The organism is Actinoplanes sp. CA-131856 (assembly GCF_050956135.1).
Taxonomy (GTDB): Bacteria; Actinomycetota; Actinomycetes; order Mycobacteriales; family Micromonosporaceae; genus Actinoplanes.
On record NZ_CP191849.1, the window covers coordinates 6842287 to 6863631 of the forward strand.

Genomic DNA, 21345 nt, shown 5'->3' on the forward strand with positions numbered 1-21345 from the left:
ACGAACGTGGATCTGAACACTGTCGCCGAAGTGATCAGCCCCGCCGAGGTGGGCCAGTGGCGCCCGGGTGACGCCTGGCTCGGCGGCGGGACGGCCCTGTTCGCCGAGCCGCGCCCGCACCTGACGCGGCTGCTCGACCTGACCGCCGCCGGCTGGCCCGCCCTCACCGAGACCCCGGACGGGCTCGAGATCGCCGCCACCTGCACGATCGCCGAGTTCGCGGCGAGCGGGCACGACATCGTCGAGAAGTGCTGCCACGCTTTCCTGGCCTCGTTCAAGATCTGGAACGTGGCGACAGTGGGCGGCAACCTGTGCGCCGCGCTGCCGGCCGGGCCGATGATCGCCCTGGGGGCCGCGCTCGACGGGACGTGCCTGCTCCAGGGCCCCGACGGCGAGCGCACGGTCGCCGTGAAGGACTTCGTCACCGGCGACGGCACGACCGTCCTGCGGGACGGCGAGCTTCTCCGGTCACTCCACCTGCCCGCGGAAGCGCTCGCCTCCGTGACCGCGTACAGGCAAGGGTCTTTGCATGCCCACGGACGGTCCGGAGTGTTGCTGATCGGGCGGAGGGACGCCGAAGGCGGCCTGACGCTGACCGTGACCGCCGCCACCCGGCGCCCGTTCGTCCTGGTCTTCCCGCGGGAGCCGAGCGAGGAGCAGTTGCAGGTGGCGCTGGCCGAGCGGATCCCGGACGGCGCCTATCTGGACGACGTGCACGGCCTGCCAGCCTGGCGGCGCCACATGACCCGGCTCTACGCGGAGCAGATCCGGCGGGAGCTGCGGCCATGAGGATCAACCAGCGGGACCACGACCGCCCACCACGCCCCGGTCAGTGCTTGCGCACGTATCTTCGCGAGGAAGGCTGCTTCGGCGTCAAGAAGGGCTGCGACACCGGCGACTGCGGCGCCTGCACGGTCCACGTCGACGGCGAGCCGGTGCACTCCTGCGTCTACCCGGCCTTCCGCGCCGCCGGCCGCGACGTCACCACCATCGAGGGCCTCGACGATCACCCGGCCCAGCGGGCCTTCCTGGACGCGCAGGGATTCCAGTGCGGCTTCTGCACGGCCGGCTACATCATGACCGCGGCCGCCCTCACCGACGACCAGCGCGACGATCTGCCGAGAGCTTTCAAGGGCAACCTCTGCCGGTGTACGGGCTATCGCGCGATCGCCGACGCGATGGACGGCGTGGTCAACGCGTGTGTGCCCACCGAGGGCAAGGCGGTCGGCGCCGGGCTCGGCGCCCCGGCCGGCCCGGACGTGGTGACCGGCCGGGCCCGTTACACGTTCGACCTCGACGTGCCCGGCGTGCTCCACATGAAGGTGCTGCGCTCGCCGCACGGGCACGCCCGGATCGTGGCCGTCCGCACCGAGGCCGCCCTGGCCGTGCCCGGCGTCGCGCTGGTGCTCACCCCGGCCGACGATCCGGGCCGGCTCTTCTCGACGGCCCAGCACGAGAACGCCTCCGAGGACCCGGCCGACACGAGGGTGCTCGACGAGGTGGTGCGTTTCGTGGGCCAGCGGGTGGCGGCCGTGGTGGCCACCTCGGAGGCGGCCGCCGAGGAGGGCTGCCGGGCGCTGGCGGTGGAGTACGAGGTGCTCCCCCACGTGCTCACCGCCGAGCAGGCGATGGCCGAGGGCGCCCCGCTCGTGCATCCGGGCGGGAACGTCGTGGGCCAGTTGCACGCCTCGCTGGGCGACGTGGAGGCCGGGTTCGCCGAGGCCGACGAGATCTACGAGGAGACCTTCTCCACGCCGCGGGCACAGCACGCGAGCCTGGAGACGCACGGGGCGACCGGCTGGATCGACGACGACGGCCGCCTGGTCATCCGGTCGAGCACGCAGACCCCGTTCCTGACCCGGCGGGCGGTCGCCGGCCTGTTCGGCCTGCCGCCCGACAAGGTCAGGGTGATCGCGGGCCGGGTCGGCGGCGGTTTCGGCGGCAAGCAGGAGATGCTGGTCGAGGATCTGGTCGCTCTGGCCGTGCTCCGCCTCGAACGACCGGTCAAGCTGGAGTTCACCCGGGCCGAGCAGTTCACCAGCGCCACCACCAGACACCCCTTCCAGGTCAGGATCAAGGCCGGGGCACGCGCGGACGGCACTCTCACGGCGCTGCAACTCAAGGTCGTTTCCAACACCGGGGCGTACGGCAACCACGGCCCCTCGGTCATGTACCACTCCTGCCACGAGTCGATAGCGGTGTACCGCTGCGAGAACATGCGCACCGACGCCTGGTCGGTCTACACGAACACGGTCCCGGCCGGCGCCTTCCGCGGCTACGGCCTGGGCCAGGTGTCCTTCGCGGTCGAGTCGGCCCTCGACGAGCTGGCCCGGCGTCTGGACATCGACCCGATCGAGATGCGCACCCGGAACGTGGTCCGCCCCGGCGACGACCTCACCGCCCCCGGCGACCACGCCGACGACCTGACGATCGCCAGCTACGGCTTGGACCAGTGCCTCCAGCACATCCGCGACGCGTCCGGCACACCGGATGTCTCCCCGGACGGATGGCTCGCCGGGGAGGGGATGGCCATCGCGATGATCGCGGCCGGGCCACCCGGTGGGCACTACGCCGACGCGACAGTGACGCGGCTCGAGGACGGGCGCTTCGAGGTCGCGGTCGGCACGGCTGAGTTCGGCAACGGCAGCTCGACCGTGCACTGCCAGATCGCGGCCGACGCCCTGGGCGTGTCCACCGACCGCGTCGTTCTGCGGCAGTCCGACACCGATGTCGTGCGGCATGACACCGGCGCCTTCGGGTCCACGGGTGTCGTGGTGGCCGGTCAGGCTGTTCTGCGCGCGGCCCGGGCTCTGCGGTCCGCGATGGACGCCGGCTCGGCGGTGACCAGCGCCGACGGGCACTGGACGGGCAGCCCGCGGTCGGTGGCCTTCAACGCGCACTGGTTCCGTGTCGCCGTCGACCCGGACACCGGGGAGACGCGGATCCTGCGCAGCGTGCACAGCGCCGACGCCGGCACCGTGATGAACCCCCTCCAGCTTCGCGGGCAGATCGAGGGTGGTGTCGCCCAGGCGCTCGGGGCCGCGCTGGCCGAGCACGTCGACATCGACGGCGACGGGCGGGTCACCACGGCCGGGTTCCGGCAATATCACCTTCCGACGTACGCCGATGTGCCGCGCACGGAAGTTCTCTTCGCCGACACCGACGACGCCATCGGGCCGCTGGGGGCCAAATCGATGAGCGAGAGCCCCTTCAACCCGGTGGCGCCGGCGCTGGCCAACGCGCTGCGCGACGCCACAGGCGTACGGCTGACGCAATTGCCTTTCACCCGTGACCGGATCTGGTCGGCTCTGCGGCGGGCTGCTGACTCAACGGGAGCGTGATGGTGAACGTGCTGCCCTGACCCAGATCGGAGCGGGCGGTGACCGTCCCGCCGTGCTCGCTGACGATGTTGCGCACGATGGCCAGGCCCAGACCGGAGCCCTGCACGGCCTGGTGCATCGCGTTGGACGCCCGGTGGAACGGGGTGAACAGGCCCGGCAGATCGTCGGGCGGAATGCCGATGCCGGTGTCGGTGATCTCGATGACGACCTGGTCGTTCGCCGTGCCCACGCGGCATTCGAGGCGGCCGCCCGGGTCGGTGAACTTGATCGAGTTCTCCAGGAGGTTGCGCAGCGCCCGTTCGAGCTGACCGGCGTCGCCCAGCACCCAGGCCTGCTCGGTGCTCACGTCCCAGCGCAGGTCCTTGGCCCTCGCCGCCGTGCCCAGGCTCTCGTAAAGGCCGTCGACCACGCCGGCCACGTCGACCGGCACCGCCTCGGCGCCCACCCGCTCGTTCGAGCGGTCGAGCAGCAGCAGGTCGGCCACCGTCTCCTGGAGGCGGTTGGCGTTGCGCAGGATCGCGTCGAGCCCCCGCTTCTGAATCGGCGTGAAACTGTCGTCCTCGTCCTCCACCAGCATCTCGGTGTAGCCGAGGATGCTGGTCAGCGGTGTCCGCAGCTCGTGGGTGACGGTCGAGACGAAGACGTCCTTCTGCTCGTCGAGCACCCGCAGCTCGTTGATCAGCCGGGCCTGGCGGAGCTGGAGCCGGAACTGGTGCACGTTGTGGTCGATCTCGCGGGCCAGCGCGGCCAGCAGCCGCTTCTCCTCGGGGGTCCACTCCGGTCCGCCGGACCGGACCACGCAGATCATGCCGGGCGGGCAGCCGGAATCGCCGCTCATCGCCACGGCCAGGCCGCCGGGCAGCGTGGCCGGGGTGATGGCCTGACCGGGCACGGCGCTCTTCAGCTCGTCGATCACCATCGGGTCGAGGGTGGCCGCGTTCGGCGGCCAGTGCACCTCGAAGTGGTCGCCGGGCTGGAGGGTCACCCGGCCGTAGACGGCGCCGGCGCCCATCGCGTTGCCGACCAGCATGGCCATCCGCCAGGCGGTCTCCTTGGGATCGCCCTCCGAGCGCAACTCGGCCGCGACGGCCTGGCGCAGCTCGCTACGGGCGGTGCGGGCCCGCTCGGCGGTGATCAGCCGCTCGGTCTCGGCGGCCAGATCGTTCACCGAGCCGGCCACAGCCTTGAGCTCGCCCGGCCCGACCGGCTGGGCCCGGGCGGTGAGGTCGCCGCCGGCCAGCCGCCGCAGGGTGACCCGGATGTCCTCGAGCGGGGCCAGCAGATGCCGCTGGTGCAGCAGGGCCAGGCCCATCCCGGCCAGCACGACGATCACGGCCAGCGCGCCGAACAGCAGGGTGGCGGCCCTGGTGTCGCCACGCTCGTCACGGGCCAGGGATTCGCCGTACGCGTCGATGGCGGCCGTGACGTCGGAGTTGGCGGTGCGCAGCCCGTCGAACAGCTCCTTGCCGCGGGCCAGCCGGGCGGCGTCGGCGTCGGCCCCGCCCGCGTTCACGATCGGGATCGCGTACGCGTAGAGCCAGTTCTCGGCGGCCTCGCGCTGGCTCTGCAACAGGCGGCTGACCTCGGGGTCGTCGACGATCGCGGCCAGATTGTCGAGCGCCGCGAACGCGGCCGAGCGCCCACTGTCGTACGGCTGAAGGAAGGCTTCGTCGCCGGTCAGCTGATAACCCCGTACGCCGGTCTCGGCATTGGTCATCTGCTGCATCACGGCCTGGTTGGTGTCGTGCAGGACGTCGACCCGCTCGGTGTGGCCCATGTGCTCCACCCGCAGCCGGTCGCTGACCACGAACTGACCGATGATCAGCACCAGAAAGAGGGCGAGCAGGCCCGCGAAGCCGCCCGCGACACGGATGCGCAGCGACGAGAACATGCTCCGGTCGACCCTCACGCCGGCCGTCCGGGCGAGGGAAGGGTGAACCACACCGTCGTGCCGCCGCCCGGCGTCTCCTCGGCGTGGATCTCGCCGCCGTGCCGGTCGACGATCCGCTGGCAGGTGGAGAGCCCGACGCCGTGCCCGGTCCCGGCCGACGGGTCGACCTGGGCGAACATCTCGAAGACGCGGTCGCGCTGCTCGGCCGGGATGCCGCGGCCGTTGTCGGCCACGTCGATCCGCCAGCAGCTGTGCTTCAGCGGCACGGCGGTGATCTCGATGCGGCAGGGGCGGTCGGGGCTGCGGTACTTCAGGGCGTTGCCGATCAGGTTCTGCAACAACTGGCGTACGAGGACGGGGTCGCCCTCGATCACCGGAAGATCGTCGTCCACCGAGACGGTCGCGCCGGCCATGCCGCCCCGCAGGTCGGTCAGCGCCAGCTCGACCAGCTCGGCCAGCGGGGTCGGCTCGGGCTGATAGGGGGCGTTGCCGGCCCGGGCGTACGTCAGCAGCGACGTGATCAGGCGTTGCATGCGGCCGACGGCGCGGGTGCCGGCGGCGATCCACTTCTCCGACTGCGGATCGGCGCCGGACATCCGCTCGTCCAGCAGCTCCAGATAACCGCTGACCACGCTCAGCGGGGCGGCCAGATCGTGGCTGACCACCCCGGCGAACTGCTCCAGCTCGGTGTTGGAGCGGCTCAGCTCGGCGATCGTGGCCGCCCGCTCGGCGTGCGCCAGCTCCAGCTCGGCGTGCTGCTCCAGCACCACCCGGGCCTGACGGCGGCGCTCGAACAGGGCCAGGATGACCTGGGCCAGGTCACGCAGCCGGTCCAGCTGCTCGGGCCGCAGCTCGTGCACCTCGTTGTGGAAGACGCAGAGCGAACCCAGTGCGTAGCCCTGCGGCGTCACCAGCGGGACCGACACGTAGAACCGGACGTCGGCCAGCTTCCCGGTCACCCACGGGTTGTCGACGTACGTCGGGTCGGTGCGGGCGTCGGGCAGATAGGTGAACTCGCCCGACTCGAAGCGGATCGCGCACATCGAGTCGTTCCGGTCGGTGTCGCTGCCCTCGAAGCCGGTGGTGGTGAGCTGGCACTGCCGGTTCTCGTCGATCAGGTTGAGGGTGGCGGTGGGCACCCCGGCCAGCGTGGCCGCCACCCGGACGACGGCTTCGAGCTCGTCGCCGGCCGGGGCGTCCAGCAGGCCGTACTCGTGCAGCGCCGCCAGGCGGCGCTGCTCGTGGGCGGTCCTCACTTGGTTCTTGTCGGCAGCCAACCGCCCTTCCCTGAGTGCTTGTCCGCTTTATCGGCCTCTATCCCCCGAAGGCGATGGCGCTGCCGGGCGGGGTGAAGTCCTGCGACTCGTCACCGGCGGCGTATTTCAGCGTCTTCGCGACAGCGGTGACCACATCCGCCTCGACGCCCGAGCCGACGTGGTCGGAGGGGTTGACCGGGTCGTTGGCGATGCCGGCGGCGGCCACGGTCGGCGTGAAGCCGACGAACGTCTCCGTGCGGTTGTCCTCGGTGCTGCCGGTCTTGCCGGCCACCTGGACGCCGCCGAAAATACTGGCCACCTGGGTGCCGGTGCCGCCGTCACACTTGCCGTACGAGCTCTGCTGACCCACCGGGCAGCGCGCGGCGTCCGTCGCGGCCCGGGCCACCTCGGTGTCGAGGACCTTCTTGCAGTTCGTCGAGACCGCGACCTTCTCACCGTCAGGCTTGGTGATCGAGGAAATCGGGAGCGGTGAGCAGTACGTCCCCTCGGACGCCACTGTCGCATAAGCCGAGGCGAGTTCGAGCGGGGTGGTGTCGATGACGCCGAGCGTGAACGAGCCCCACGAGCCGGCGCTGCTCTCGGCCTGCTTCTTGTCGGCCGGGTTGGCGAAGCTGATGCCCAGGCGCTGGGCCATCTCGACCACGGCGGCCGGACCGACCTGCTCCTCGAGGCGCACGAAATAGGTGTTCACCGAACGACCGAAGCCGTCCCACATGGTGCGGAAGCCGTCCATCCAGGCCGGGTTGTCGTTGCCCGGGCAGTACTTGCCGTCGCAGTTGCCCGGCCCCCAGTCGGTCCATTCGGTGACCAGCGGCGACTTCGTCTCGTATCCGGTGCTCAGCGGCAGGCCCTTCTCCAGGGCGGCCAGCATCGTGAACATCTTGAAGGTCGAGCCGGACGGATAGCCGTAGAGGTCCTTACCGCCGCTGACCAGCGGATTCACGGTGTCGGTGGTCTTGACCGCGCTGCCGTAGTGGCGGTTGACGGCGAGCGCGAGCACCTTGCCGGTGCCGGGCTGGACCACGGCGATCGGCAGCGTCTTGGAGTTCTTCAGCCCGTAGACCGAGCGGGACTCGGCGGCCGCCTTCTTCTGGATGTCCGGGTCGAGCGTCGTCACGATGGAGTAGCCGCCGCGGCGCAGCGCGTCGTCGCGCTCGGCGACCGTCTTGCCGAACTGCGGCTGCTCCTCCCACCAGCGCTGTACGTAGTCGCAGAAGAAGCCCCAGCCGTCGGTCTCGCCGCTGGCGTCGACACAGCCGTTGGGCGGGGTCGTGCCCGAGTAGGTGAGCTTCTCCTTGGCCGCGGCGTCGCTCTGGGCCTGGGTGATCATGCCGGCCTTGACCATGGCGGCGAGCACGTAGAGCTGGCGCTCGCGGGCCTTGGCCTTGGAGCCGCCGATCGGGTTGTCGGCGTCCGGCGACTGGACGATGCCGGCGATCAGCGCCGACTGGGCCAGGTCGAGCTTGGCCGGGGTGGTGTTGAAGACGCGGCGGGCGGCGGCCTCGATCCCGTACGCACCGTTACCGAAATAGACCAGGTTCAGATAGTTCTGCAGGATCTGCTTCTTGCTGAGCTTGGTCTCGAGCTGAATCGCGTACTCGATCTCGCGGAGCTTGCGGGCCGGGGTGTCCTCGGTCGCCGCGGCCCGCTCCGACGGGGTCAGCGTCGGGTCCTCCTTGAGCACGTTGCGCACCAGCTGCATGGTCAGCGTCGAGGCGCCCTGCGCGGCCTCGCCACTGCTCGCGTCCTTGACGAAGGCGCGGGCCAGGCCCTTGAGGTCGACGCCGCCATGGTCGTGGAAGCGGGTGTCCTCGGCCGCGACGATCGCCTTCTGCATCACCGGTGAGATCTGGGCCAGTGTGACGTCGTGCCGGTCCTCGTCGTAGAACGTGGTGATCAGCGTCTTGCCGTCGTTGGCGTAGATCCGGGTGACCTGGGACGCCGAGGGGCTGAGCAGCTGGGCCGGCAGCTCGTCGGCCTGACTGTTCTGCCAGTGCGCCCCCGCGCCCAGCACCACGCCGAGCGGGATGGCGGCCACCCCGACCAGGGCGCCGATGAGCACCAGGACCCCACCCAGGCGGCCCAAGGCGCGTCTCTTCTCGGTCATCGGCAAGTCCCTCCCAGGTCTGTTGATCAACCCGTAACACCGATTCCTGAGAACAACCTGGGTTTTGTTACCGATCCGTAATTTATCTCACGTCATATACGTGTGGTTACCGTCACAGGCCATTTGGCGCGGGGATTCGCCCGAATTGATGCGCGTCGTTCTTGATGTTGTCACGCAACGTTATCAAGATCCAGTGAGCTGGGTTACTGACTAGTAGCCAAGCCTCTTGTAACCCGCTGACCAGAGCGGCAACATTTCCCGCACGTTAAGCGACGGCATCGACGGACCTCTCTGCGCGCCGACCGTAGCCGTCTCCACCACTAGGAGGTTCCGTGAAGGATGCGCAAGGCGATCCGGCGTACGGACGCACCAACTGGCGCCGTTTCGCCGTAGCGGTGGGCGTGCCCACCGTGGTTGCCGGGGGCCTGGTCGTCGCCCTGGCCCAGGGCGCGCTGGCCGCCAGCTTCTCGATCTCGGGCACGCAGTTCAAGCTCTCCGCCGACCGGCTCGAGGGTCAGGGCTTCACCCAGTACAGCGGCCCGCTGGAGAAGAAGAACGGCCAGAAGATCCCGGCCGCCATGTCGGGCATCAACACCGCCAGCCTGACCAACCTGTGCCAGTCGGTGGCGGCCGGACCGATCACCCTGCGGATCGAGGCCGGTAAGGACCCGAAGAACCCGGTCGAGGCCGAGGACCTGCTGATCGGCATGTCCGAGCTGAGCGGTAACGCGACGTTCGAGGACATCGACATCGGCCAGGACGCCTCGACCCTCACCCGGGACGGCCGTCCCGTGGAGGAGCACGGCGAGGAGGGCAGCTTCGGCCAGCAGGCGCGCACCGTCACCATCGACGGCCTGCGCCAGAAGGCGTACTCGACCTCGGCGTCGACCTTCCGGCTGAGCGGCATGAGCCTCAAGCTCTACGTCGGCCAGTCCGGCAAGGAATGTTTCGAGGGCTGACACGCACCACCGGGGCTCGCGGAACAGATCGTCCGCGGGCCCCACTCCTTTCTTTCTCGTTCGACTTTTCGGAAGGCAGCAGACTGTGGCGACGGACGACTTCTGGAGCAGGTTCCGCCGGTGGCGGCGCGGCCGGCCGTTCTGGGGCGGGCTCTTCCTGCTGTTGTCCGGCGTGGAGATGTTCCTGAGCGCCAACCTCGACCTGGGCGACATGGAGCTGCACCTCGGTCCGCAGGGCTTCCTCTCCTACCTGCTGCCGCTGATCATGCTGCTCACCGGGGCGCTGACCTGGGCCTCGCCGGCGCAGCGGCTGTTCTACGGCATCGTCGGGCTGCTGACGGCGCTCTACTCGTTCCTGGGGCTCAACCTCGGCGGCTTCATCCTCGGCATGATGCTTGGCATCGTCGGTGGCGCGCTGGTGATCGCCTGGGGCCCGCCGCGGGCCAAGCCGGCCGCCGACGCCTGGGCCGACCCTGCCGCCTCCCCCTCCCCCTCCCCTTCCCCTTCGCCCTCCCCTCGCGAGGACTCCGACGGCCCCGGTTTCGACGACACCGAGATCGCCGGGCACGACGACCGGCCTACCCGGCCGATCCTGCGGCCCGCCGACAGCGGCGACACCGCGATCATCCCGGGAATGCCGCCGGCATCGGACGACCCGCGCGGCGGGACGCACCCGCGGGCGCTGAGCGTGATCCTGCTGGTCGTCGCCGTCACCAGTAGCGTCCTGATCGCCGGGAGCAACATGCCGGCCAAGGCGGTGACCTGCCCCGAGGGTCTTCCGTCGCGGTCCTTCTCGTCGGCGCCGGCCTCCACGCCGGCCGACCCCGATCCCGTCTCCTCGGCGCCGTCCCTCCGGGCCGGCGCCACCCGGACCGTCGCTCCGAAGACGGTCACCAGCAAGCCGGCGGCGGGCGGGTCCAGTACCCCCGCGAGTCCCGCCTCGCCGCCGGCTGCCACTTCCGCGCCGGCCAAGTCGACAACCCCCGTCAAGGACGGGGTCGAGGACTTCTTCGACGGCCTCGGCAACCTGCTCGGGATCGGCGACGACTCCACCCCGAGCACGTCGCCGGAGCCGTCGGAGTCAGGGTCCGCGCCGGCGTCCGCCCCCACCACGAGCGCCACCACCACGGCTCCCGCCACCACCCCCGCGGCCGAGCCGACCACGACCGCGCCGTCGGCGGCGGCTCCGCCGTCCGCGCCCCACACGACCCCGCCGACCACCAAACCGGCCGCTTCCCCCAGCGTCGAGGAGATCCCCTGCCTCGGCCCGCGCGTGATGGGCAAGGTGGCCAGCGCCGACGACATCCCGCAGGTGTCGGAGAAGCCCGGCGTCATGGAGGTCGATTCCCTGACGATGTACGAATCGACGTACGACGGCGTGGTCGACATGCCGACCGCGAAAGGCAGCTTCAAGGCGCTGAAGTTCAGCATGGACAAGGCGGTGAACAAGCCGTTCACCCTGACCATCGCCGAGCCCGGCAACGCCACGACAGTGATCAAGAGCAACGAGCTGGTCACGGACAAGAACGTGCGCTTCTACACCCCGAAGTTCGAGGGCAAGCTGTTCGGCCTGATCCCGGTGACGTTCACCCCGGAGCAGCCGCCGCCGCTGACGCTGCCGGTGCTCTGGTTCACGGACGTGACGATTCAGCTGGCGTATGTCCGCTGCGACACGCTGACCGCGGCGCCCCTCGACATCAGGGAGACCGCCTAGCCTTCCAAGCGGCCACGACGGCGTCGGGGTCGAACGGCCGGAGGATCACCGGAGGCCCGTCCATGAGGCCCACGTTCGCCTGGCGGATCCGCTCGTTGAGCCCGTCCACGCGTTCCCGCACCGCACGCTCGGTCGTGAGCCGGTCGACGATCTCCTCGAGATCCTCGGTCTCGCGGCGCAGGGCCAGGGTGGGCGGCACGACACCGGCGGTGGCTCCTTCACGCCGCAGCCAGTCCTTGACCCACCAGTCGTCGTCGTACTCCTGCCCGTGATCGGCGAAGGGTTTGCCCGTGCCGGCGAGGTTGTCGAATTCCCCGCGCTCAGCCGCCTCCCGAAGCTGCCGATCGATCGACGACTCGTACCAGTGGGCCATGGCCCCATTTTAGTTCTTCAGGGAAGACCGGCCAGCCGGTCGGTTTCGGCGTACGACCGGACGCCCTCCGGCGCCGGCGCACCCTCCTGGATGGCGGCCGCGGTGACGAGCGCCGCGTCGAGGGCGGCCCGGTACAGCAGCGAGCCGGTGCTGATCCGCGCCACGTTCAACCGGGCGAGACGCGCCACGGTCATGCCGGGCAGGAGCAGCACGTTGAGCGGCGCCGGCAGCGCCCGGATCTCATCGTCGTCCCGGATCCCCGGCACGAAGATCCCGTCAGCGCCGGCGGCAAGGTAGGCCTCGGCCCGCGTGGCGGTGTCGCCCTGACAGGTCCCGAGCCAGTAGGTGTCGATGCGGGCGTTCACGAAGAGCCCCGGCACCCGCTGCTTGATGGCGGCGATGAGCTCCGCCTGCTCGGCAACCGGCGCAAGCCCGTCAGGGCCCCGCCCGTCTTCGACGTTGATCCCGGCCGCCCCCGCCGCGTGGAGCTCGGCGGCGAAGTCCGCACCCGCGCTCTCCACATCGACGGTGAGCGGCACCCGAAGCCCGTTGACCCGCCGCACCAATTCCAGCGTCCGTTCCTGGGCCAGCCCCGCCCCGTCCGGCACCCCGGAGGCGGCCGCGATGCCGAGGCTGGTGGTCCCGACAGCTTCGAAGCCGGCCTCGGCCAGCGCGAACACGGACGCCACGTCCCACGCGTTGGGCAGCAGAAGCGGCGTCCCCGGCCGGTGAAGCGCATGAAAATCGGTCATGCGGACGACGCTAGGCCCCGCACACTTCGGCCCCGTCCGAACCGTTCATGTCGCACCCCCGGCGTAGTTTGACCAGTGGCCCGCCCAGTCCCCGAAAGGACCCCGCCGATGTGCCGCAACATCCACCAGCTGCACAACTTCGAACCACCAGCCACCCACGACGAGATCCACGCCGCCGCCTTGCAGTACGTCCGCAAGGTAGCCGGCTCGACCCGCCCTTCCCAGGCCAACCAGGAGGCCTTCGACCGCGCCGTGGCCGCCGTAGCCGCCGCCACGGCCGACCTGCTGGGCGACCTGGTGACCACCGCCCCACCAAAGAACCGAGAGGAAGAGGCAGCAAAGGCCCGAGCCCGAGCCGAACGCCGCTACGCTTCCTGACCCCCGCCCGGCCCCGCCGCGCGCCTTGCGCGGCTTCGGAGCCGTCAGCGGGTCGCGGTGATCAGCTCGGTGTGCTTGCGAATGCGGAAGTGCCCCTCCGCCTCGATCCGCGCCTGGACGAGATCGCGGGCGGCTGCGAGCTGTGCACCGGTGAGCGGCTCGCCCGAGAGGCTGGCGAGATAGGCGACCACCGGCTCGGCGTCCGGAACCAGCAGGTCGCTCGGGTAGGCCTCGGCCACCACGTCCCGGAAGTACCGCCCCACGGCCACTGGCGCGTCCTCGGCCGGGAAGTTGCTGCGAGCGGCCGAACCGTTCACGTCCGGCTTGCCCACGGCCGCCGCGACCGCGAACAGCTCCTCCATGTGCCCGCGCCCGTTGGTGGCCACGTAAAGCCGCCCACCCGGCCGCAGCACCCGCGCGAACTCCCGCAGCGCCAGCTCCGGCTCGTCGACGTGGTACAGCATGTGGTTGGCGATGACCGCGTCGAACCGCCCGTCCGCAAACGGCAGATCCGTCGCATCGCACCGGCGCACGTCCGCCCCCGCGACGTCCTCGAGCCGCTCGCACATGGCCGCCGAGAAGTCCGTGAGCGTGAGCCGCAGCCCTGGCCGCCGCGGATTGAGATGCCGCCACAGCTCACCGGTCCCCGCGCCCACCTCGAGCACGTCCCCCGCGCTCGGCAGCCGCTCCCCCAGCCACGGGAACCATCCCTGCGGATTGCTCCCGTACGCGTGAATGGCTATCCGCGCGGTCAGGTTCTCGGTAGTCCCCGCATACTGCTGCACTGCATCATCCGACGGCATCCTCACGGCCGCGAAGCTACCGACATAGATCAACCCCTCTCGCGCGCTTTAGCTGGGTGGGCGGGTCCACTGCATGGAGAAGCCGGTCAGGGCCCGGTGGGTGCGGATCTCCATGGCCGTGCCGAGGATGGTCGCCCGATCGACCACCACGGCTAACCCGTCGGGGTCGTAGGTGACCCGCTCGGAAAGGAACACGGGTGCGCCGGGCGGCTGGTGCAGCAGCTCGGCCGTCTCGTCGTCGAGAACGCCAGGTCGGATCACCTCGTTCGCCTTGTGGACGATGACGCCGCGGGAGGCCAGCACGGCGTACAGGGACTTCTCGCTGAGATCCGCCTCCTCCAGCTCGCGGTTGCGGACGTACGAAAGCTGGTGGACCACAGGCCGGCCGGACAGCAGCCGGAGGCGTTCCAGCCGCACCACGGGGAACCCGTAGTCCAACAGCGCCGCGGCCCAGGCCGGGGGATGCGCCAGCCCCTGGCCCAGCACGTATGTCGACACCGTCTGGCCCTGCTCGCGCAGGTCCTCCTCGAACCCGCGCATCGAATGCAGCTGGTACGTCGGGCGCGGCTCCGTCACGAACGTGCCCCGGCCGGGCTGCTGCGACAGCAGCCCGTCGTTCTCCAAGCGCTGCAAGGCCTGGCGCAGCGTCGCGAGCGTCACCCCGTACGAGGCGCTGAGCTCACGCTGCGGCGGCAACGCAGCACCCGGCGGCAGCTCGCCGTCACGGATCTTCGTGGTCAGGTCATCGGCGATCACCTGATACTTCGGCAGTCGCGTAGTCAGTGGAATCCTCCAGAGCTGCGGCGAGGCTCGCGACGGTCTCCCGTAGTTCCGCCGCCGTGGCCCCGTCAAGAACCCTACGCATCAGCGCGGATGCCACCACCACCCCGTCCCCGGCGCGCCCGGCCTCGGCCGCCTGCTCCGGCGAGGAGACGCCGAACCCGATGAGCACCGGCCGGTCGGTGACCGCTTTGACCCGCGCCGCGAGCCGTCCGGCGGAGTCGCCGAACGATGCTCGTTCGCCGGTCGTGCCCATCACGCTGACCGCGTAGATATAGCTGTCGCCCAGCCCCGCGATCTCGGCGAGGCGATCGTCGGGCGTGACCGGCGCGACCAGCGGAATGAGGTCGATACCGGCGGCGCCGGCGGCCCCGGCCACCGGCGCCGCCTCGTCCACGGGCAGGTCGGGAACGATCAGCCCGCTGACGCCAGCGTCGGCCAGCTCGCGGCAGAAAACGGCCGCGGAGCGGTGGAACACGAGATTCGCGTACGTCATGACGATCAGTGGCACCCGCAGTCGGCCCCGTACGGCACGAAGGTCGTCGAGGATCGACGCCACTGTCGTGCCGCGGGACAGCGCCCTGTCGGACGCCTCCTGGATGGTGACGCCGTCGAGCATGGGATCGGAGAAGGGCAGGCCGATCTCGATCGCCGTCGCGCCCGCCTCCTGGTAGGCCAGCAGGTAGTCGGTCCAGTCGTCGGTGATGCCGCCCGTGACGTACGGGACGAGGGCCGTCATGCCGCACCGCCGGGAAGCGTCGCCATGTCTTTGTCGCCCCGGCCGGACAAAGTGAGGATCACCCGCGAGCCGGTCGGCAGGTCGGGCGTGCCCGCGGCGCGCAGCACCCAGGCGACCGCGTGGGCCGACTCGAGCGCGCAGATGATGCCCTCGGCGCGGGCCAGCCGGCGGACCGCGTCGACCACCTCGGCGTCATCGACCGTCCGGTATTCCGCGCGCCCGATGGCGCCCAGGTGGGCGTGCTCGGGGCCGATGCCGGGATAGTCGAGGCCGGCCGCTATCGACTCCGCCTCGGCGACCTGGCCCTCCGCGTCCTGAAGGACCATCGAGCGGGCGCCGTGCACGACACCGGGCGAGCCGCTGGTCATGGCCGCGCCGCCGGCCGCCTCGACGCCGACCAGCCGCGCGCTCGTGTCGACGAAACCCGCGAACGTGCCGGCCGCGTTCGAGCCGCCGCCGACGCACGCCACCACCACGTCGGGGATCGTGGGGCTCTGACGCCGGGCCTCGGCGCCGATCACGCGCTGCAACTCCCGGACCATCCAGGGGTACGGGTGAGGGCCGCCGACCGAGCCCAGCAGGAAGTGGGCGTCGTCCACGTCGGACACCCAGGCCCGCATGGCCTCGTTCGTGGCGTCCTTGAGGGTGCGGCTGCCGCTGGTGACCGGAACGACCTCGGCGCCGAGGGTGGTCATCCGCAGGACGTTGAGCTGCTGGCGCTCGATGTCGCGCTCACCCATGTAAACAGTCGCGCGGAGACCGAGCAGGGCGGCCGCCGTGGCCGTGGCGACCCCGTGCTGCCCGGCGCCCGTCTCGGCGATCAGTCGGGTCTTGCCCATCCGGCGGGCGAGCAGCGCCTGGCCGAGCACGTTGTTGATTTTGTGGGAGCCGGTGTGCGCCAGATCTTCGCGCTTGAGCAGCAGCTCGACGCCGAGCTGGGCCGAGAGGTTACGGGCCGGGGTGAGCGGGGTGGGCCGGCCGGCGTAGACGGCGAGCAGCTCGTCGAGCTCGGCCCGGAAGCCGGGGTCGGCCCAAGCGTCGCGGAAGGCGTCGGACAGGGCGGCGCAGGCCGGCACGAGGGACTCGGGGACGAACCGGCCACCGAAGTCGCCGAAGCGACCGGCGGCCGGTTCCGTCATCAAGGTAGACGTCGTGCTTGTCATGGGGCACGCCTCCAAAAGTTGTAGAACTCTCCGCCGAAGTGTTGCATAACTCGGCGGAGAGTTCTAGAACTATTTGGCAGCGGCCTTGTACAGCGTTTCCGGAGCCACAGCGCCGGCGAAGACCCGGCCGTCGTCAGTCACCAGCACGCTGAATAGAGAACCGGAGAAGAGATGTCCACTGCCCCAGCTCCCGCTCACCTTCGGCAGCATGTCGATCACGCCGTCGAGCTGCTTGCCCTCGTCACCGGTGGCCTTCGGCAGTTTCGCCGTGACCACGGACGCCCAGCCCTCGCCGATCACCTTCGGCTGCTCGCCAGCGGCCGGCTGCTTCGCGGCCGGCTTCCGGGCCTCGGCAGCCTTGTGCTCCTTCTCCAGCTCGGTCTCGAGCTTGCCCGCGTCGGTCTTGTTGACCTTCGTGCCCGGCGGCGGGTTGAAGACGAACTGCTGAGCGTCGGGCGTGTCGAAACTGATCTGCTGGAACGCGACCCGGACGGCCGGATTCACCGCGTCCTTGGCGTAGACGTCGACGCGCAGCGGGATCTTCTTCTCCGCGTCGATCGCCAGGCGCACCTGCCCGATCAGCGACTCGGTCGCCCGCGGGCTGAGCACGAGCTCATAGGCGTCGCGGCCGGCCACCTTGGCCGCACCGGTGGTCGAGACCGCCGTGGTCGGGTCGATGGCGTCGAGCGCCGCCTCGGCCGCGTCCTGCGGCGTCGAGGGGATCCCCGTCGGCAGGGTCGCGGGCTTCTTGTCCACGTCCTTGGGCAGGGTCAGGTGAGTGGCGGTCTTGGCCTTGCTCTGCCAGAGCCAGACGTCGCTGCCGTTGCGGATGACGTCGGTCTCGCCGAGCGTGCTCATGAGCGCCAGCCGGGCCTTGTCCTCACCGGCGTACCAGACGCGGGCGGTGTTGCTGCCCGCGACCAGGTTGACCAGGTCGGCGCCGCCCGAGTCGGCGGTCAGCCCGGCAATCTTCGGCAGGCCCAGGTCGGCGCTCTGCACGATGGTGCCGGACAATCCGTCGACCTTGGCGTTTTGCAGGTCGACGAGCAATTCGGCCGCGCTGCGGTCGGGCAGCGAGGGGTCCGCGCTCGCGACGATCGTTCCCGCCGCTGCGCCGCCCCCGATCACGACCACCGCGGCTGCGGATGGTACGAGCCAGCGAAGGGCCGGCCTCGATCTGAACACGGACACGATGTCCACCTCCCGTTGATCTGCCACCAAGAGTGCGCCGTGGCCGCTGTGACCGGGCTGAGAGCCGCCCCTAGGGGTTGCCCCTCCCATGCAAAGGTAAGGGGGTGCGGTTGCTGGTGGTGGAAGACGAGGCGCGGCTCGCGGCCGCGTTGCAGCGCGGGTTGCAGGCCGAGGGCTTCGCGGTGGATGTGTCCGGCGACGGGCAGGACGGGCTCGAGATGGCCCGTCACGGCGGGTACGACGCGATGATCCTCGACGTGATGCTGCCGCGGCTCAGCGGCTATCGGGTCGTCCGTCAGCTGCGCGCCGAGGGCAACTGGGTGCCGGTGCTGATGCTGTCGGCCAAGGACGGGGAGTATGACCAGGCCGACGGTCTCGACTGCGGCGCCGACGACTATCTCACCAAGCCCTTCTCCTACATCGTGCTGCTCGCGCGGCTGCGGGCGCTGCTGCGGCGCGGCGTGCACGAGCGGCCGACCGTGCTCGCGCACGGCGACGTCGAGCTCGATCCGGCCGAGCGCCGGGTGATGGTCGCCGGGGTCGAGGTGACCCTCACGGCCCGCGAGTTCGCCCTGCTGGAATACCTCATGCGCCGCCCCGGCGAGGTGGTCAGCAAGATCGAGCTGCTCGACCACGTCTGGGACGCCGCGGTGGAGACGGCGCCGAACGCGGTCGAGGTCTACGTCGGCTACCTGCGCCGCAAGATCGGGCGCGACCGGCTCGAGACCGTGCGCGGCGCGGGCTACCGGCTCGCGGCCGTGACGGGAGACTGATGCGCCGGCCGCGCGAGCTCAGCCTGCGCGCCCGGCTGGTGCTCACCTCGGTTCTGGCGCTGACGGCCGGGCTGGCCGCGGGCGGGGTGCTGCTCGTCGCCGTGCTCAACTTCGGGCTGCTGCGCGCGGTGAACGCCGAGGCGCTGGACACGGCGCGGGGCGTGGCCAAGCTGGTCGAGCAAGGTCAGCTGGCCGAGCCGATCCCGGTCAACGCGGCCATGCAGGTGCAGGTCATCGACGCGCAGGGCCGGGTCCTGTCGATCTCGGCCGGCGCCGACCGGCTCATCCCGATGCTGCACCCCGACGAGCTGAGCGGCATGAGCGACGGGAACGTGCGCGAGATCCCCGGCAGCCGGGTCGGGCTCGACGGCGACGCCCGCGTCGTGATGGTGACCGCCGGCCCGCCCACCGATCCCGTGCGGGTGCTGGTCGCGCGGTCCACGAACGACCTGACGCAGGGCGTGCACATCCTGCGCGTGACCCTGCTGATCATGTTCCCGCTGCTGGTGGGTGCCCTCTGGCTGGTGCTGTGGCGGGTGCTCGGGGCGGCGCTCAGCCCGGTCGACGCGCTGCGTGCGGGCGCCGAGGAGATCACCGGGGGCACGCGGGCCGGGCGGCTGCCCGTGCCCGAGTCCCGCGACGAGATCCACCGGCTCGCGGTGACACTGAACGGCATGCTGCACCGGCTCGACGCGGCGCAGGCACGGCAGCGGGCGTTCGTGGCCGACGCGGCCCACGAGCTGCGCAGCCCGCTGACCAACATGCGTACGGAGTTGGAGGTCTCGCAGCGGCTGCCCGACACCGACTGGAACGCGCTCGCCGACGACCTGCTCACCGACGTCGACCGTCTCAGCCGGCTCGTCGACGACATGCTGCTGCTCGCCCGGGCCGACGACGCGGCGCCAGGTCGTGTCGTGGCGGCTCCGTTCCGCGAGGTCGACCTGGGCGCGGTGGTCGGTGACGTGGCGGCCCGCTACCCCTCGGTGGGCTATGTGCGGCCGGCGGCGCCGGTGACGATCACCGGTGAGCCCGACGCGCTCGGCCGGGTGGTGGCGAACCTGCTGGACAACGCGGTGCGCCACGCGAAATCGCGCATCTGCGTCGAGGTGCGCGCCGACGCGGCGTACCGCTGGATCACCGTGACCGACGACGGCCCGGGCATTCCGGAGGCCGACCGGGAGCGGGTCTTCGACCGGTTCACGCGGCTCGACGACGCCCGCGCCCGCGACGCCGGCGGTTCGGGGCTGGGCCTGGCGATCGTTCGCGAGCTGGCCCGCCGTCATGGTGGCACGGTCAGCCTGAGCGATGCCGGCCCCGGCCTCCGAGTGGACGTGCGCCTGCCGGCCGTCCGCTGAGCCACGCGAGAAATGCGGTCCGGGCGAGGTGAGCCGCGCGAGAAATGCGGGCCGGGCGAAGTGGGCGGCGCGAGAAATGCGGGGCCGGGCGAGGTGGGCCGCTGGACTGTGCGGGCCCGGCGCTTAACGGTGGCGAAAAAGTTGGGGCGTGCGGGAACTTTCGTGGGTTGTGGGGCGACCAACGCGGAGTGCCCGGCAACGGGCTGTCCCCCATGCGGAAGGTTGACGACTTCGATGTCCCTGCTCAAGCGCTCGGCCCTGGTGGCCGCCACGGTCGCCGGCCTTACCCTGGCGCTGGCCGCGCCGGCCTCCGCTCACGTCACGGTGAACCCCGACACCGCGACCGCCGGTGGCTACGCCAAGGTGACCTTCCGGGTGCCCAACGAGTCCGACACCGCCTCCACGACCAAGGTCGAGGTGAACCTTCCGGCCGACAACCCGGTGGCCTCGGTCTCGGTCAAGCCGATCACCGGGTGGGACGTGGCCACCACCATCTCCAAGCTGGCCAAGCCGCTCGAGGCGCACGGCGCCCAGATCACCGAGTCGGTTTCGAAGATCACCTGGACGGCCAAGGCCGGCTCCGAGGTCAAGCCGGGGCAGTTCCAGGAGTTCGACGTGTCGCTCGGGCCGCTGCCCGAGTCCGGTCAGATGGTCTTCAAGGCTCTGCAGACCTACTCCGACAACACCATCGTCCGCTGGATCGACGAGCCCACCACCGACGGTTCCGAGCCGGAACACCCGGCGCCGGTGCTGAAGCTGGCCGCGGCGAGCACGACCGACACGGCCGCCGCCGCGCCCACCGCGACCGCCACCGCTGAGGCCGCTCCCGCCGACGACAGCTCCGACGGGCCCGACGCCTTCGGCATCGCGGGTCTCATCGCCGGTGTGATCGCGCTGATCCTGGCACTTCTCGCGTACGCCAAGGCCGGTCGCCGCCCGGCGCAGGACAGCGCGCCCGCCACGAAGCCCTGACACCGTGAAGCCCTGACACCATGAAGCCCTGACGAGGCCGGCCGCGCGAGCGTGGCCGGCCTCGCGCTTTCCCTGCGAGTGGATCACGGGTTTACTACCGGACGTGAATCGCGTTCGTACGGCCTCGCGGGTCTGGCACGGTCTTCTCTTCGCCGTCGTCCTGACCTCGCTGATCATTCAGATCGTGCTCAGCGCGCAGGGGACCGACGCGCCGGCCGTCACGCGGTTCATCCGGCTGTTCAGCTACTTCACGATCCAGAGCAACGTGCTGGTGCTGCTCGCCGCGGGCACCCTCATGATCGATCCGGGGCGCGACGGACGGGTCTGGCGCGTCCTGCGGCTCGACTCGCTGCTCGCGATCATCGTGACGGGCATCGTGTACGCCACGATCCTCGCCGGCGAATCCGACCCGCAGGGCGCCGGTTGGTGGTCCAACCTGGGTTTCCACTACATCGCGCCGTGGGCGGCACTGGCCGGTTGGCTGCTCTTCGGCCCGCGGCCGCGGATCGAGCTCCGGACGGTCGCCTGGGCGTTCGTGTGGCCGGCCGCGTGGATCGGCTACACGCTGGCGCACGGCGCGACCACCGACTGGTTCCCGTACCCCTTCACGGACGCCACCGCGATCGGCTATCCCACCGCCGTCCGCAACATGCTGATGGTCGCCGTCATGGCTGCTGTCTTCGCGGCGATCCTGTGGCTCCTCGACCGCCGCCTGCCCCGGATCGCGACCGAGGACGCCCCGATCCCAGCGTCAGCCGCCGCCGAAAAGAGCTGAGC

Annotated in this window: 19 protein-coding genes; 9 read left to right on the forward strand and 10 right to left on the reverse strand. The window is 70.8% G+C overall.

From position 1 onward, the window contains the following. The first annotated feature begins 6 nt into the window (after positions 1-6). Both ACQP2X_RS31750 and ACQP2X_RS31755 read left to right on the forward strand, forming a co-directional pair. Entirely contained in the window at positions 7-789 is a 783-nt protein-coding gene (locus ACQP2X_RS31750; RefSeq protein WP_498688154.1) for an FAD binding domain-containing protein, read from the forward strand. Continuing rightward, positions 786-3341, forward strand: coding sequence for a molybdopterin-dependent oxidoreductase (locus ACQP2X_RS31755; RefSeq protein ID WP_498688158.1), 2556 nt, complete (start codon positions 786-788; stop codon positions 3339-3341). Before ACQP2X_RS31750 ends, ACQP2X_RS31755 begins: the two co-directional genes overlap by 4 nt. Here the strand turns inward: ACQP2X_RS31755 and ACQP2X_RS31760 are convergent. The 3 genes from ACQP2X_RS31760 to ACQP2X_RS31770 are packed head-to-tail and all read right to left on the reverse strand — an operon-like array spanning position 3283 to position 8616. Further along, the gene (locus ACQP2X_RS31760) at positions 3283-5250 is read right to left on the reverse strand and encodes an ATP-binding protein (RefSeq protein ID WP_498688160.1); all 1968 of its coding nucleotides are present in this window, start codon (positions 5248-5250) and stop codon (positions 3283-3285) included. The two genes, ACQP2X_RS31755 and ACQP2X_RS31760, sit on opposite strands and share 59 nt — an antisense overlap. Next, complete coding sequence (locus ACQP2X_RS31765) at positions 5247-6488, reverse strand: sensor histidine kinase (protein WP_498688162.1); 1242 nt, start codon at positions 6486-6488, stop codon at positions 5247-5249. Before ACQP2X_RS31765 ends, ACQP2X_RS31760 begins: the two co-directional genes overlap by 4 nt. 58 nt (positions 6489-6546) lie before the next feature. Continuing rightward, positions 6547-8616: a transglycosylase domain-containing protein gene (locus ACQP2X_RS31770; RefSeq protein WP_498688165.1), complete on the reverse strand. Its 2070-nt coding sequence runs from the start codon at positions 8614-8616 to the stop codon at positions 6547-6549. A 332-nt stretch (positions 8617-8948) separates the two neighbouring features. Between ACQP2X_RS31770 and ACQP2X_RS31775 the strand changes: the two genes are divergently transcribed. Both ACQP2X_RS31775 and ACQP2X_RS31780 read left to right on the forward strand, forming a co-directional pair. Next, entirely contained in the window at positions 8949-9575 is a 627-nt protein-coding gene (locus ACQP2X_RS31775; RefSeq protein WP_498688166.1) for a DUF6230 family protein, read from the forward strand. 85 nt (positions 9576-9660) lie between these two features. After that, on the forward strand, positions 9661-11289 hold the full coding sequence (locus tag ACQP2X_RS31780; protein WP_498688167.1) for a DUF6114 domain-containing protein: 1629 nt from the start codon (positions 9661-9663) through the stop codon (positions 11287-11289). Here the strand turns inward: ACQP2X_RS31780 and ACQP2X_RS31785 are convergent. Both ACQP2X_RS31785 and ACQP2X_RS31790 read right to left on the reverse strand, forming a co-directional pair. Next, positions 11273-11662, reverse strand: coding sequence for a DnaJ family domain-containing protein (locus tag ACQP2X_RS31785; RefSeq protein WP_498688168.1), 390 nt, complete (start codon positions 11660-11662; stop codon positions 11273-11275). The two genes, ACQP2X_RS31780 and ACQP2X_RS31785, sit on opposite strands and share 17 nt — an antisense overlap. Positions 11663-11679: 17 nt before the next feature. Next, complete coding sequence (locus ACQP2X_RS31790) at positions 11680-12414, reverse strand: isocitrate lyase/PEP mutase family protein (RefSeq protein ID WP_498688170.1); 735 nt, start codon at positions 12412-12414, stop codon at positions 11680-11682. Positions 12415-12522: 108 nt separating this feature from the next. Between ACQP2X_RS31790 and ACQP2X_RS31795 the strand changes: the two genes are divergently transcribed. Further along, the gene (locus ACQP2X_RS31795) at positions 12523-12792 is read left to right on the forward strand and encodes a DUF2277 domain-containing protein (RefSeq protein ID WP_498688171.1); all 270 of its coding nucleotides are present in this window, start codon (positions 12523-12525) and stop codon (positions 12790-12792) included. Between the two features lie 44 nt (positions 12793-12836). Here the strand turns inward: ACQP2X_RS31795 and ACQP2X_RS31800 are convergent, their stop codons facing one another. The 5 genes from ACQP2X_RS31800 to ACQP2X_RS31820 all read right to left on the reverse strand — a co-directional run bounded on the left by ACQP2X_RS31800 (position 12837) and on the right by ACQP2X_RS31820 (position 17468). Further along, a complete protein-coding gene (locus ACQP2X_RS31800) occupies positions 12837-13577 on the reverse strand; it encodes a class I SAM-dependent methyltransferase (RefSeq protein ID WP_498688173.1) in 741 nt (246 codons plus the stop codon). Between the two features lie 66 nt (positions 13578-13643). Next, a complete protein-coding gene (locus ACQP2X_RS31805; protein ID WP_498688175.1) occupies positions 13644-14351 on the reverse strand; it encodes a GntR family transcriptional regulator in 708 nt (235 codons plus the stop codon). Next, positions 14338-15114, reverse strand: a complete 777-nt coding sequence (gene trpA / locus ACQP2X_RS31810) for a tryptophan synthase subunit alpha (protein WP_498688177.1) — start codon at positions 15112-15114, stop codon at positions 14338-14340. Before trpA ends, ACQP2X_RS31805 begins: the two co-directional genes overlap by 14 nt. Beyond that, on the reverse strand, positions 15111-16253 hold the full coding sequence (gene trpB, locus ACQP2X_RS31815) for a tryptophan synthase subunit beta (RefSeq protein WP_498688178.1): 1143 nt from the start codon (positions 16251-16253) through the stop codon (positions 15111-15113). Before trpB ends, trpA begins: the two co-directional genes overlap by 4 nt. A gap of 93 nt (positions 16254-16346) precedes the next feature. Continuing rightward, a complete protein-coding gene (locus tag ACQP2X_RS31820; protein WP_498688179.1) occupies positions 16347-17468 on the reverse strand; it encodes a LolA family protein in 1122 nt (373 codons plus the stop codon). A gap of 104 nt (positions 17469-17572) precedes the next feature. Between ACQP2X_RS31820 and ACQP2X_RS31825 the strand changes: the two genes are divergently transcribed. The 4 genes from ACQP2X_RS31825 (at position 17573) to ACQP2X_RS31840 (ending at position 21343) form a co-directional block, all read left to right on the forward strand. Further along, a complete protein-coding gene (locus ACQP2X_RS31825; RefSeq protein ID WP_498688181.1) occupies positions 17573-18241 on the forward strand; it encodes a response regulator transcription factor in 669 nt (222 codons plus the stop codon). Then, positions 18241-19596, forward strand: a complete 1356-nt coding sequence (locus ACQP2X_RS31830) for a sensor histidine kinase (RefSeq protein ID WP_498688182.1) — start codon at positions 18241-18243, stop codon at positions 19594-19596. The genes ACQP2X_RS31825 and ACQP2X_RS31830 overlap by 1 nt, the downstream gene beginning before the upstream one ends. A gap of 234 nt (positions 19597-19830) precedes the next feature. Further along, on the forward strand, positions 19831-20568 hold the full coding sequence (locus tag ACQP2X_RS31835; RefSeq protein WP_498688184.1) for a YcnI family copper-binding membrane protein: 738 nt from the start codon (positions 19831-19833) through the stop codon (positions 20566-20568). Positions 20569-20671: 103 nt separating this feature from the next. After that, positions 20672-21343, forward strand: a complete 672-nt coding sequence (locus ACQP2X_RS31840; protein ID WP_498688185.1) for a Pr6Pr family membrane protein — start codon at positions 20672-20674, stop codon at positions 21341-21343. The last annotated feature ends 2 nt before the right edge of the window (positions 21344-21345 follow it).